The sequence below is a fragment of the Pseudomonas sp. EYE_354 genome (genome assembly GCF_023148575.1).
Classification (GTDB): Bacteria; Pseudomonadota; Gammaproteobacteria; order Pseudomonadales; family Pseudomonadaceae; genus Aquipseudomonas.
The window spans coordinates 82,543-97,516 of record NZ_JAHXNQ010000020.1 but is presented as its reverse complement, the minus strand read 5'-3'; the positions used below and the strand labels follow the sequence as shown (position 1 = coordinate 97,516).

Sequence of the window (14,974 nt, the reverse complement as noted above, 5' to 3'; positions counted from 1 at the left end):
GAAGTCAGACATGAGACGGATCATCGCCGTAAAACCGGAAAGTTTTTTTGCGAAAAAAGCAGGTCGTCACCGAAAAAGCCTGCGCGCCCTCGTCGGGCGCGCAGGCTAAGGACTTACGCAGTAGCGTTGGCGCGGGACTTGGCCAACAGCGCTTCGCGCTGCTCCGGCGACAGGCTATTGAGCTTCAAACGCACCTGGGCGGTACGTTCCAGGGCGCCCGGGACGCTTTCATCGCGGGTCAGTGCCGCCGCAAGCTCGGCCACGCTGGGGTGGTCGAACACCACGCCTGGGTGCACCTCGAGCTGCAATTGCTTGCGCAGGGCCGAGACCAGCTTGATCACCAGCAACGAATGCCCGCCGATGGCAAAAAAGTTCTGCTCGACGCTCAGTCGCTCAATCCCCAGCAACTGCGCCATGCCCTCGGCCAGCAGGGTTTGCAGCGCGCTGCTGGGCGCGACATGCACCTGTGCCGTCAACAATGACTCAGGCGCCGGCAGGCCCTGGCGATCCAGCTTGCCGTTGGCCAACCGAGGCAGGTGATCCAACACGAAACAATGGGTGGGCACCATCGCCGCCGGCAGACTGGCCGCCAACGCTGCACGCAGCTCGTCGGCCCAGTCGGGCCCAGAGGCTCCTTGCGCTTCGACGTAAGCAACCAGTTGCACATCGCCGTCCACGGCGGCACCGGCGCGCCACGGCACCACCACCGCCTGGGCGACGCCCGGCAGCGCGAGCAAGGCCTGTTCGATCTCCGTCAGTTCGATACGGAACCCCCGCACTTTGACTTGATGGTCGCGCCGGCCCATCAATTGCACACCGCCCTGTGGCCGATAGCGCCCCAGGTCGCCACTGCGATACAGACGTTCACCGGGGCGCCGCGGGTGCTCGATAAACGCGTCGCGCCCCTGCTCACCCAGGTAGCCGCGCGCCACTTGCTGACCGCCGATATACACCTCGCCCACGGCACCCAAGGGCACTTCACGCAGGTGTTCATCGAACAGGTAGACCGCGCAACCGTCGAACACCCGTCCCAACGGCACGCCGGCGCTCAAGTCGCTGTTACGCGACAGCGGTTGATACAGCACGCCGACCGTGGTTTCCGTCGGCCCGTAGTGATTGAACACGCGACACGCCGGCGCCACCTTGAATATCAGCTCGACCAGGCCTGGCGCCACGGCTTCGCCGCCCAGCACCAGCGTGGCTGGCAAGTCAGTGCTGTCCTGATCGAGCAGGGCACTGAGGTGCGACGGCACGATTTTCAGGCAGTCGACCGCGTGAGTACGCAGGAAATCGGCAAAGCGTTTGGCGTCCTGCATGTGCTCGTCGCTGGCAATATGCAGCGCAGCGCCGAGGTACAGCGCGCCAAACAGCGTGGTGTGGCCCAGGTCGGCAGCCACCGTGGAGGTCATGGCAAACGCGCTGCACTCAGCCAGGCCCAGCGCTGTCGTAGACGCCTGCACATAGTTGAGCAATTGCCGATGTTCGACCACCACGCCTTTGGGCACACCGGTGCTGCCGGAGGTGAACAGCACGTAAGCGGGCTGGTCGAGCGCGGCCGGCGCCCAATCGAATCGCTCGGCAGGATCCAGCGGCGGTAACCCGTCGACGCGCACCACCGCCACGTCGCCGTCTGCGTGATCGGCGTCACTGAGTACCCGCACGGCACCGGCCTGTTGGATGACCAGCGCCTGGCGGTGCTGCGGCCATTGCGGGTCAAGCGGCACCCATGCCGCGCCGACGCGCCACACAGCAAGAGAGGCGATTACCAGCTCCAACGAGCGCGGCAGTAGCAGCGCAACCCTATCGCCCGGCTGCACACCCTGAAGGCGCAAGTGCCGCGCCAGTTGCTCGACCCGCTCATCCACTTGGCGATAGGTCAATTGAGTACCGGCAAAGCTCAACGCCGGCGCCTCGGGAGTACGCTGGGCCCACTCGGTAATGCGTGTCGGCAGACTCGGCCCCTGCAACGACAAGGGCGCTCCGATGCACTGCTGTTGCAGCGCACCTTCCCGCGCACTGATCAACCCCAGGTCTGCCAGCGCCGTGGCGGGGTTCGCCAGCAGGCTGCGTAACAGTGTCTGATATTGCTCCAGCAGCGCCGCCATGGACGCCTCGTCGTAATGCGCCGGATCAAAGCGCAAGTGCAAGGCCCGCGCTTCGACCAAGCGCAGTTCGAGTTCAAACGGTGCAACGCCGTCGTCCAACGCCACCACCGACCAACTGCCGCCCCCCACCGTCACGGGCGCCATCACGCCTTCGTGGGCAAAGCCACACGCCAGGTGCGCGGCGCTGGGCGGCGCCTCCACCGGCCAGTGCTCCTGCCAGGTCAGGTGCGCCTGTGCCTGCGCGTCCAGGGTCGGCAACCATTGGCCAAGGCTGTGCTGCAACGGCACGTCGATTACCAGCGGCAAGGTTTTTTCGAACAGGCCCATGCAGTCGGCAAAAAACTCATAATCGAGCCGACAATCGTGGCGCCAGCCCACCTGCATGCGGGTCTGGCCGCTGATCCGCGCCAACAGGCCCCACCACGCGGCCCTGGCAATCCGCTCCAGCGGCTGGTCCAGGTGCTGTGCGTAAGCGCCAAGCCCGCGCTGCAGGTCAGAGTCGAGGTCTACCGCCAGGCGGTTGCTGACCTGCGCGCCCGCCGGGCTGTGGCGCCGACAGGCCAGGGTCGGAGCGGCCGCGGTGCCCTGCTGCCGCCAGTAATCGCGACCGCTGGCGGCATCTTCATCCTGAGCCATTTCCCCGCGCCACTCGACGTATTGGGCGTACTGCGCGGCCTCTTCGTCGATCGCCGTGGTTTCATCGGCCGCATACGCCTGGTGCAAAGCACGGTGGAACACCTGCAACCCGTTACGATCACTGAGCAGCGCCGAAATACGCAGCGCCAAACCGTAATGCTGCTCGCCCAGACGGCACAGATGCAGCATCGCCAACGGCTGTGCATCTTCGGCGAACCCCTGCTGTTGGAGGTCGCGCATATGCTGTTCAAACGACGCGAGGTTCGGCATCGCCGCCGGTTCCAGCACCAGCGGCCAATGGGCACGCGGCTCGAGGGTCTGGCGCACACCGCGATAACTCGCCACGCGAATCAGGCGGGTGGCCAGGATCGGCTGCCGGGCCAGCACCTGGTCTGCCGCGCGCTGCAACCGCGCCGGGTCCAGCTCGCCACGCACCTCTATCAGCAACAACAAGGCCGAATGGCGGCCCTCGGCGGCAGTGCCCAGGGCGGCCTGCTGTTCCGGGCTCAGGGCCTGGTCAAAGGCAGTGCTCATTGGCCCACCTCCTCTTCCAGCGTCTGGCGGTTTGGCGCTGTGGAGCAGGCATTCAGATCGGCCCGATCAAACATATCGCCCATCGCCACCACAATCTTGCGCGGCCCCTCGAACGGATCGCGCGCATGGGCGGCGAGCATGTTGTCCATCAACACCACATCGCCCTGCTGCCAGTCAAAACGCACCGCGCACGCCTCGTACAGTTGGCCCACCAGTTCCATCACTTCATCCTCAATGGGCGTACCGTCCCCGTAGTAGACGTGCCGGGGCATGTTATCGATGCCGAACAGGCCGATCAGGTCGTCGCGCACGTCGGCGTCCAGGCAGTAGATGTGGTGCAACTGCACCTGGTTGAAGAACGAACGCGCACCGGTCAAGGGATGGCGGATCACCGCCGGGCAGTGGGTGCGGGTCTGCAATTCATCATTGTCCAGCCACTGCCACTGGATGCCGGCGGCGCGGCATCGCGCTTCGACCTCTTCACGGCTGTCGGTCTTGAAAAAGTGCCGCCACGACACGTCGAGCTTGTCGGTGAAGGTGCGCACGTAGAGCAGGCCCTTGCTCTCGAACTTCGCCAGCAGGTCCGCCGGAAGCCGGCGGCACATCTCGCGGCAATCGACGATAGGCGTCGCGCCGCCCACCGGCGACGGCAACTCGCAATAGAACATCTGCTTGCGCGGCCAACGGTCCTGGTGCGAGCTCTCGTTGTGGAACAGGATCATTTTCTTTTCCGGGTACGGCGTGGACCGGTAGGTATTCTTGCCGCCGTCCTTTTTCGGCAGATCGCCGTAGTTACCGTAGAGCCCCGGCTGCAACGCTTCGGCGAACTGCTCGAATTCCTCGATACCGTTCAGGGCGAAACCGCGGAACAAAATGCTGGCGTGACTGGCGAGTTTTTCTTCCACCAGTGCGCGGTTGTTGCGCACCCATTCGATGACATCCAGGCCGCTGTCCGCCGGTTGCGCCAGCAATGGGAACACCTGATCCGGGCGCAACGGCGAGAACCGCACCTGCGCCGCGCCGGCCGGGGCTGCCGCAGGGCCCTTCTTGAGGAACTTGTTGAGCTTGTCGAACTTTTTGCTTGCGACCTTTTCCGTGGCAGGCACTTGTTGTGCAGCAGACATGACGAATTCTCCTGAGAGTGTGTGTCGGTCCTGCACCGCTTGCTCGAGAATCCCGATCCAGCTGCGCATCATTCTTTCGATGCTTTCGCGACGGAACAGCGCGACGGCGTAAGACCAATGACAAACAAGGCTATTTCCTAGTTCTTCAACGAACAGGCCCATCTCGAATTTCGAGTGGCGCTCTTTTAATTCCACGGGCTCCAATTCCAAGCCATCGACCTGCAAGGTCGCGTTGGGGGTGTTGTTCATCACGAACAGCACTTGAACCAGCGGATTGACACCCTTGATACGTTCCACCGCGCAGGCATCGATGATCAGGTCCAGCGGCAGTTCCTGGTGCTCGAAGGCGTGCAACGCGTCGCGACTCACCGTGTGCACGTAGTCGCTGAACGGTTGCTCCTGCAGCAGCCGCGAGCGCATCGGCAAGACGTTGACGAAGAACCCGATCAGACCTTCCAGCGCCTGTTGCTGACGACCGGCGATGTCGGTACCGATCACCAGATCCGCGGTCTCGCATGTCCGGTGCAGCATCAGTTGGAACGCCGCGAGCATCAGCAAGTAAGGCGTGCAGCTCAGTTCCTGGGCCAGGGTCTTGATCGATTGATACAACGGCGCCGGCAGGCGCAACGCCAGGCCATCGCCGTCATGGCTCGGCTGGGCCGGACGCGCAAAGTCATGGGGCAATGGCAGGCAGGCCGGCGCGCCTCGCAGCGTCTCGCGCCAATAGGCAGTGTCGGCGGCCAGCCAACCCTCGTTGAGCAAGCGTTGCTGCCAGAACCCATAGTCGAGGTACTGCACCGGCAACGCCGCCAAGGGTTTCGAGCCGTCGTACAACGCGAGCAATTCCTGCACGAGCACGGCCATCGACCAACCGTCGGAGATGATGTGGTGCATGGCGAAGAAGATCAGATGCTCGCCCGCCCCCAGGCGCAGCAGGTGCACACGCAACAGCGGCACCTGCTCCAGGTCGATGCGCTCGGCGGCGCAGTCGAGCAACCATTGCTGCCTCGCCTGCTGCCGTGCCTGAGCGTCCAGGTCGCTGATATCCAGCAGGCGGATCGGCAAGTCCACCTGCTGCGCGACCCGCACCAAAGGGTTGCCGTCTTCGTCTTCGTGGTAACTGGTGCGCAGTATTTCGTGGCGGTCCATCAGTTGCACAAAGCTGCGCTGCAAGCGATAGAGGTCCAGTTCGCCGCGCACACTCAGTGCAGCCGGCAAGTTGTAGGCGGCGCTGTCGCTGGAAATACGCTCCACCAGCCAAAGCCGCTGCTGTGCCAACGACAGCGGCAGCACGCCCTCTCGTGGCTGCGCCGTCAAGGCCGGCAGGGCCCGTTTGGGTTCGGCCTGCACGCGGCGCTGTTCCAGGCGTTCAGCCAGGGCGCCCAGTTGTGCGCACTCAAACACATCGCGCAGGCGCACTGCATCGAGCCCTGCGGCGTGGGCACAGGACACCACACGAGTGGCCAGCAGCGAATGCCCGCCCAGCTCGAAGAAATGATCGCTGAGGCCCACTTGCGGCACCTGCAAGACCTGCTCCCAGATCGCCGCCAGTTGCCGTTGCAATGGCGTGACCGGCGCCAGGTACGACGTACGTCCCTGGTTCAGGTCCGGCAGTGGCAGCGCCTTGCGGTCCAGCTTGCCGTTGGGGCTCAGGGGCAGGCCCGCCAGCAGGATCAGGTGAGTCGGCACCATGTAGTCGGGCAACACCCCCTTGAGCTGCGCTCGCAGGCCATCGCGCCACACGCCCTGCACCTCTGCTTCGGCGTGCACCAGCCCGGCCTCGCGCGGCACCACCCACGCGGCAATCTGTAAGCCGCCCGGCCCCTCCACGGTCATGACCAACGCTTCGCGAACCCCTGGGTACGCTTGCACACGGGCTTCGATTTCGCCGAGTTCGATACGGAACCCGCGAATTTTCACTTGATGGTCGGCACGTCCGACATAGTCGATCACCCCGTCAGCGCGATAGCGCGCCAGGTCGCCGGTGCGGTACAAACGCCCGCTGCCGAACGGGTCGGGAATGAATTTTTCCGCGGTCAGGGCCGGCCGGTTGAAGTAACCGCGCGCCAGCAGCTCACCGCCAATCAGCAGCTCGCCCACGACGCCCACCGGCACCGGGTTGAGCGCATCGTCCACAATGTAGATCGCACGGCCATCGAGCACCCTGCCGATCGGCATCATCAGCGGCATGGCCCGCGCGCCGGATACGTAGTCGGCACAGTCCAGCGCCGTGGCGGTCACTGTCGCCTCGGTGGGGCCATAGGTGTTGTACAGCGCAATGTGCCCAAGCCCGGCGTCACGCCAGGCATGCAACCCTTCCGGTGGCATCGCCTCGCCCCCCGCGTGAACCTGGCGCAGGCGTCCATAGTTGCGCGGCCCGACGGCGGCGAAGTCACGGGCCAGCATGTGCCAATACGCGGTGGTCACGTCGACCACGCTGATGCCGTGGGCCATGACCTGCCGGTAGAACGTCTCGCTGTCCCACAGCTCGCCGCCGCGCAGCACCACACAGGCGCCGGTGCACAGTGCCGGGTAGAGTTGCTCGACAAAACCGTCGAAGTTGAACGTACCGAACTGCAATACACGGTCTTCAGGCGTCAACTTGAACAGCGCCTGCATCACCTGCACGTGCCGCGCCACGGAACCCCGGTTGATCCCCACGCCTTTGGGGCGGCCGGTGGAGCCGGAGGTGAACATCACATACGCGAGGTGCGTCGGCTGGGCCAGGTTCGTCAGGTCATGGGACGGGGAATCGGCCAACCATTGTTCGCGGGTGTCCAGGCACAGCACGCGGACACCTGCCGGAATCGGCAACTGCGCCTGCAGGTCGGATTGGGTCAGCAACAGGTGCAGGCCGCTGTCCTCGATCATCCAGCCCAGGCGCTGGCTCGGGTATTGCGGGTCAAGCGGCACGTAGGCGCCGCCGGCCTTCAGGATGGCCAGCAGGCCGACAATCATGTCCAGGGAGCGCCCCACCGCCACACCCACCAGCACATCCGGGCCAACCCCGAGTTCGCGCAACGTGTGCGCTAACCGGTTGGCGTCCCGGTTGAGCTCGGCATAGGACAACTGCTGCGCATCCAAGATCAGCGCAGGGGCTGCACCGCATGCCCGCGCCATGGCCTCGAATGTCTGGTGCACACAGGCATCGGCCGGGGCGTCTTGCGGTGGGTTCCAGGCGTGCACCATGGCCTGATGTTCAGCCGCCAACAACGTCGACAGCTGTCCGAGTGCCTGCGCCGGGGCGTTGACGAACTGCTCCAGCAGATGCCGCAGGTGCCCGAGCAACCCCTCGACGGTCTGCTCGCCAAAGCGCTCGCGCTGATAGCCCAGGCTCAATGACAGGCGTTCGCCGCTGTGGACGGTGAGGGCCAGCGGGTAGTTGGTGTGCTCGTGATTCTGCGCGGCGCTGAACCGCAACCCGTCGCTGCCGCCTTGCTGCAGGCTCTGCGCCACCGGGAAATTTTCGAACACCAGGATGCTGTCAAACAACGCCTCGCCTGCGGAGCCGGCCCAACGCTGGATGTCGTACAGCGGCGTGTGCTCGTGCTCACGCAGGGCCAGGTTCAACGCCTGGACCTGGACAATCCACTCACCGACCGACTGGTGCGCCTGGGGTTCGGCGATCAGTGGCAAGGTGTTGATGAACAGGCCGACCTGCTCTTCGATGCCGGGCAACTGCGCCGGACGTCCGGAGACCGTGGTGCCCAGCGTCACGCACTGCTGGCCGGTGTAGCGCTGCAACAGCAGTAGCCAGGCGGCTTGTACCAAGGTGTTGACGGTGACCTTCTGTTCACCGGCAAACGTCGCCAGGCGCCGAGTGGCTGAGGCCTCCAGCAGCAGATCGGTTTCGGCATAGCCCCGGCCCGGCGCGTCCTGGCGCGGCAGCGCCGAGGCCAGCAGGGTCGGGCCATCCAGATGGCCAAGGCGCTCGAGCCAGAACGCCTGGCTCGCCGCCGCGTCCTGGCGCTGCAGCCATTGGATGTAGTCGCGGTACCGCCCTGGCGCCTTGGCCGAGGGCTCGCCGGCATAACGGGCGAGCATGTGCGCCAGCAACTGCGCGTTGCTCCAACCGTCCATCAGGATGTGATGGTGGGTATAAATCAGGTGATAGCGCTGTTCATCCAGGCGGATCAGGGTCAAGCGCAGCAAGGGCGCCTGTGCCAGGTCGAAGCCTTGCCGGCGATCCTCGGCGGCGAACGCCTCGACATCCCGCGCGGCGGGCGAACGGTCGCGCCAGTCCAGTACCGTCAGCGGCAGCTCGACACTGCGTCGTACCCATTGCAGCGGTTGCTCGCTGCCGTTCTGCCAGATAAACCCGCTGCGCAAAATGTCATGGGCCTCCAGCGTCGCTTGCCAGGCCTGACGAAAACGCTGCACGTCCAGGCCTTCGACATCGACCGCCAACTGGTTGACATAGGTGTCGTCGCCCTGTGCATACAGCGTGTGGAACAACATGCCCTGCTGCATCGGCGACAGCGGGTAAATGTCATCGATGGCGGGCCCCGGCACCGGCAACTGGTCAAGCTGCTGCTGGGTCAGGTTCGCCAACGGGAAGTCGGACGGCGTGACTTGCCCGGCGGGCGTGACGCAGCAATGTTCGATCAGGCCTTTGAGCTCGACCGCGTAATCGTCGGCCAGTTGCTGAATGGTCGAGACCTGGAACATCTCGCCACTGAAGCCCCAACTCATCGACAATTGCCCGCCGTAGACCTGGCCTTCCACGGTCAACCAGTTGGCCAGCGGTGCCAGAGGGTCCTGGGCCAGCCCATGGCCTTCGCTGGACGGCAAGAACAACGCCTGCTCATCGAACTGGCGGTCGAACTGCCCCAGGTAGTTGAAGGTAATACGCGGCTGCGCCAGGCCCGCCAACGTCGCGGCGACTGCAGGTTCGGCCAGGTAGCGCAACACGCCGTAACCCACGCCTTTGTCGGGCACGGCACGCAGTTGTTCCTTGACCGCCTTGATCGAAGTCGATACGTCGTCGGCGGGGGTCAGGGTGACCGGAAACAGGCTGGTGAACCAGCCCACGGTGCGCGTCAGATCCAGGCCGTCAAACAGGTCCTCGCGACCATGCCCTTCCAACTGAATCAGGGTGCTGCCCTGCCCGCTCCAACGCGTTATTACGCGGGCCAGCGCGGTCAACAGCAGGTCGTTGACCTGCGAGCGATAGGCCGCCGGGGCCTGGGCAAGAAGCTGGCGCGTGGTGTCGGCATCCAGGGTGCACGTGACTTTGCGCTCCAGGCCTTGATGCAACGCGCCATGGGGGTTGTCGCATGGCAGGTCGTGGACCGGCGCGCCGCCGAGCGATGTCTGCCAGTAGTCCAGTTGCGGCACAAAGCGTGGCACGCACGCTTGCAGGCGCGCGCTCCAGTCCTGATAAGTGCTGGTCTTGTGCGCCAGTTCAGCACCGGTGTAGAGCTGCTGCAGATCTTCAAGCAATACCCGCCAGGACACGCCATCCACCACCAAGTGATGAACGGCCAGCAACAGGCGCTGGCTGTGATCGGGCATGTCCACCAGCAGCGCGCGCAGCAACGGGCCTTGCTGCAGATCCAGGCTGCATTGAGCATGGGTGCACGCCTCGGTCAGCGCGTCGGCGCTGTCTATCTGGCGCTGCCACAACAGCGGCGCGTCGGTGTGCTCGGCGTAGTGTTGCTGCCAGCCATCGTTGCCAGGCTCATAACGCAGGCGTAAACCGTCATGGTGGCGCACCAGGCGTTGCAGGGCATCCTCCAACAGTGCCGGCACCACCGGCTGCCGAGGCACCAGCAGCAACGACTGGTTCCAGTGTTGGCGCTGGGGAATATCCAGGGCAAAAAACCATTGCTGCACCGGGCTGAGAACCACGGCCCCGCTGGCCAGGCCTTGGTCGACCTGCGGCTCGTGGCGTTGCTCGGCGACTTGCGCCAGGCTGCGGATCGTTTGGTGCTGGAACACATGCTTGGGGCTCAGGCCGATGGCGGCCTGGCGCGCACGGCTGACCACCTGCATGGACACGATAGAGTCGCCGCCCAGCTCGAAGAAGTTATCGTCGAGGCCGACACGCTCCAGCCCCAACAGCGCTTGCCAGATCGCCGCCAGGGCCTTTTCCACCGGGTTGCGCGGCTCGGCATGTTCACGCAGCGGCTGGCTGGCGTCGAAGGCCGGCAGCGCCTTGCGGTCGAGCTTGCCGTTGGGGGTCAAGGGCAGGTGCGAGAGGAACAACAAATGATTGGGCACCATGTACGCCGGCAACACCTGTTTGAGCGCGCCCTTTAGTCTTTCTCGCAGGCTTTGCTGGGCGGCGGCATCCTCCAGCACGCCGGCGTCGGACGGTACGATCCAGGCCACCAGTTGCTGGCCACTGGCGCTGTCCTGGGCCAGTACCGCCAGCTCGCGCACGCCCTCGTGTTGCAGCAGGTGTGCTTCGATTTCCCCCAGTTCAATGCGAAAACCGCGCACTTTGACCTGGTGGTCGATACGCCCCTGGTATTCCAACACGCCGCCGTCCTGGTAGCGCACCAGGTCGCCGGTGCGGTACAGGCGCTCGCCGTCCACGGCGAACGGGTTGGGTACATAGCGCTGCGCCGTGAGCGCGGCGCGCCCCAAATAGCCACGGGTGATCCCGGCGCCCGCCAGGTACAGCTCGGCGCAGATGCCTTGGGGAACGGCCTGGAGTTCGGCGTCCAGCACGTACGCGGCGGTATGGGTGATCGGCCGGCCAATGCTGGCGCGGCCGCCCGCCGTGCGGAGCGTGAAGGTTGAGTAAGTGGTGTCCTCAGAAGGGCCGTAAAGGTCGAAGACGTGCTCGATGCCCGGCTGTTGATACAGCGCCTCCACCAGCGTTTGCTTGAGGGGTTCGCCCGCCAGGTTGATGATGCGCACACCGGCCGGGATCTGCGCAGTGCGTTGCAGGGCCGCGATAGCCGACGGCACCGTGTTGATCAGGCGCACCTGGTCACGCGCCGGCAAGTCCGGCAGCTCCAGGGCGTTGCGCGCGATGATCAGCGAGCCGCCGAGGGCCAGGGTGACGAACAGCTCCCACACCGACAGGTCGAAGCACACCGAGGTCGATGCCAACACCCCTTGCATGTCGTCCTGACGGTAAACGCGCTGCGACCAGTCGATCAGGGCCAGCACGTTACGGTGGGCAATCGCCACGCCTTTTGGCTTGCCGGTGGAGCCCGAGGTGTAGATCACATAGGCCAGGTTGTCCGGTGTCACGTCTCTGTCGGGTGCCGTCAGCGGCCACGGCGCCAGCAGCGCGGGCCAGTCGTCAAGCAGCACCACCTGAGTGCCGGTCGCGGCAGGAAGGCTGGCGGCCACCGCGTGTTCGGTGAGCAGCACCAAGGCGCGGCTGTCTTCGAGCATGTAGGCCACGCGTTCGGCCGGGTAATCCGGGTCAAGGGGCACGTAGGCGCCGCCGGCCTTGAGTACCGCGAGCAGTGCGACCAGCAGGTGCTCGGAACGGGTCATCGCCACGCCGACACGCACTTCCGGGCCAACGCCACTGGCGACCAACAGATGGGCCAGTTGGTTGGCCTGCTGGTCCACCTGCTGGTAACTCAGGGTGCGGGTGCCGCAGGTGACCGCCAGCGCGTGCGGGTGCTGCGCCACCTGGGCGGCAATGCGCTGGTGGATGCACAGGTGCCGGTCAAACGTGTCCTGGCTGGGGTTCCAGTCAACGATGATGAGTCGGTACTCGAGCGGGTCCAGCAGTGGCAAGGCACCAACCGTTTGCCGGGCGTCGTCGACCATGCCCTGCAACAGGCGCAACCAGTGGCCGGCCATGCGTTCGATCGTGGACGGCGCGAACAAGTCATCGGCATAGGTCAGCGCGGCATGCAGGGTGCCGGACTGTTCGTAGGTATCCAGGGTCAGGTCGAACTGTGTGGTGCGGCCTTGCCACTGCACCGTGCTTAATTCCAGGCCCGACGCGGTGCTGATCGTGGAAATATCGGCCACATGGGGCTGGTGGTTGTACATCACCTGGAACAGCGGCGTGTGGCTCAGGCTGCGCTCGACGTTCAGCGCTTCGACGAGCCGCTCGAAGGGCAGGTCCTGATGGGCCTGGGCGCCCAGCGCCGCTTCCTTGACGTCGCGCAGCAATTCGTCAACGCGGGTCTGCCCGGTCAGTTCAGTGCGTAGCACCTGGGTGTTGACGAAAAAACCGATCAACCCCTCGACTTCACCGCGGTTGCGGTTGGCGATGGGCACCCCGACACGGATGTCGCCCTGCCCGGTGTAGCGGTGCAGCAGGACATTGAACGCCCCCAGCAACAGCATGAACAACGTGACCTGATGCTGCTGGGCACAGGCGCGTAATTGCTCGAGCAGCCCGGTGTCCACCGCGAAGGTGTGACGGGTGCCGCGGTAGCTGGGCATGGCGGGACGCGGGTAGTCGGTGGGCAGCTCCAGCACCGGATGCTGGGTGCCCAGGCGTGCCTGCCAATATTCCAACTGCCGCGCCTGTTCCCCCGCTTCCAGCCAGCGCCGCTGCCAGAGGGCGTAGTCGCTGTATTGGATCGGCAGCGCCGGCAGTTGCGGCGCTTCGTTGCGCTCATGGGCGTCGTAGAAGCGGATGAACTCCTCGATCAACACGTTCATCGACCAGCCATCGGAGACGATATGGTGCAGGGTCAGCAGCAGCACGTGCTCCTGCGCCGCCAGTTTGAGCAATTGCACACGCAGCAGCGGGCCATGCTCCAGGTCGAACGGCAGCTCCGATTGACGGGTCGCGGCCGCGTTGACCGCCTGCTCCTGCTCGGCCGGCGCCAAGTTGCTCAGATCCACCCCGTCCACCGCCAGCACCGGCGCCACCGCCACCTGCAACAGGCGCTCATCCGCCTGACGCTGGAACACCGTGCGCAAGGTTTCGTGCCGCGCCACCAGACTGGCGAACGCCTGCTCCAGCGCCTTCAGGTTCAGCGTGCCCCTGAGCCGCACCGCGCCCGGCAAGTTGTAGGCACCGCTGGCCGGGTCCAATTGCCAGAGAAACCACATGCGCTGCTGTGCATAGGACAGCGCCTGGCGATCCTCCACCTCGACACCTGCCGGAATCGGAAACCGAGAAAATTCCACCCCTTCTTTCTGCAGCGCTTGCAGGAACAGCTGGCGTTTTTCCAGGGGCAACCCGATAAACCGGCGAGCAAGTTTCAAGGAGTCTTCAGCATTCATTTGTTGGGATCCGGAGCAATAGGCAGGAAGCACAAAGGCACGTCGTCCCTATAAAACGAATCTCGCAAAGAAAAATTAGCGGCGGCTTGGGTGTGGGACGGCGCGTCCCACCATGAAAAACGGCGCGTCAAATGGCTCAACGCGCAAACAGCGTTTACCTGGCCCAACGCGTCATGCTGTGGCGTCGACCGGGCTACACACCGATTGGCTGATTAACCCAACCGGCGATAACCCAGCACCGCCGAGCCCAGCACCACCGCACCGGCGACCAGAGCCACCCAGAAACCGCTGGCGGCACCGAAGTGGTCAATCATCCACCCTGAGCTGGCGGCCCCCAGGGCAACGCCGATGCTCAGGCCGGTGATCAACCAGGTCATGCCTTCGGTCAGGCGGCTGGCCGGGACGATGCGTTCCACCAGCGCCATGGACACGATCAGCGTAGGCGCGAAGAACAGCCCGGACACGAAGATCGCTGCCGCCAGGCCCGGGATATTGGTCACCAGCAGCAACGGCAAGGTGGTCAGCGCCGTGGCCACCCCGCAGAACAGGAATTGACGGGGCAACGACGCCTTGAGCTTGAGGGTGCCGAAGGCCAGGCCCGCCAGACACGAGCCGATGGCATACACCGACAACACGATACTCGCCGCGGCCGGCTGGCCCTGCTGCTGGGCAAACGCGACGCTGACCACGTCCACCACCCCTACGATGACGCCCATGGCCAGCAGCAGAATCATCAGGATCAGCACCGAAGGCGACGCGATCAGCCACCCGGCGTGGTGATCGTGATGCGCGTGCACCGGGGGCTCGGTCGCCCGTTGCAGCACAAAGGTGGTCACCCCCACCGCCAGTAACAGCGCGGCCACCAGCGGCCCGGCTTCCGGGAACAGCACCACGCTCAGGCCCACGGAAAGCGGCGGGCCGACGATAAAACACACCTCGTCGAGCACCGACTCCAGGGCGAACGCGGTTTGCAGCTTGGGTTGGCCACGGTACACCTCGGTCCAACGCGCCCGCACCATGGCCGACATGTTCGGCATACAGCCCGCCAGTGCGGCGAACAGAAACAGCGTCCAGTTCGGCGCTTGCATGCGGGTGCACAGCAACAGCATCAGCAACCCGCCGCCGCCGATCAGCGCAGCGACTGGCAGCACCCGCCCCTGGCTGTAGCGGTCCACCAGGCGCGACACCTGCGGCGCGCAAAACGCGGTGGCCAGGGCAAACACCGCTGCCACCGAGCCCGCCAGGCCGTAGCCGCCATGCACCTGGGAGAGCATGGTGATCACGCCGATACCGGTCATCGACACCGGCATACGCGCCAACATACCTGCCAATACAAAGGCGCGGGCGCCGGGGACCTGGAACAATTCGGCGTAGGGGTTCGCCATGATTCAAATGCCTTCTGTACTTAAATTTCGC

3 protein-coding genes are annotated in these 14,974 nt (G+C 65.0%); all 3 read right to left on the bottom strand.

Features of this window, described 5'->3' with window-relative positions:
* Window positions 1–113: 113 nt before the first annotated feature.
* Complete coding sequence (locus tag KZX66_RS23415) at window positions 114–3,275, bottom strand: amino acid adenylation domain-containing protein (RefSeq protein ID WP_248083617.1); 3,162 nt, start codon at window positions 3,273–3,275, stop codon at window positions 114–116.
* Entirely contained in the window at window positions 3,272–13,558 is a 10,287-nt protein-coding gene (locus KZX66_RS23410) for a non-ribosomal peptide synthetase (RefSeq protein WP_248083616.1), read from the bottom strand. The genes KZX66_RS23415 and KZX66_RS23410 overlap by 4 nt, the downstream gene beginning before the upstream one ends.
* Window positions 13,559–13,770: 212 nt before the next feature.
* On the bottom strand, window positions 13,771–14,943 hold the full coding sequence (locus KZX66_RS23405) for an MFS transporter (RefSeq protein ID WP_248083615.1): 1,173 nt from the start codon (window positions 14,941–14,943) through the stop codon (window positions 13,771–13,773).
* Window positions 14,944–14,974 lie beyond the last annotated feature (31 nt).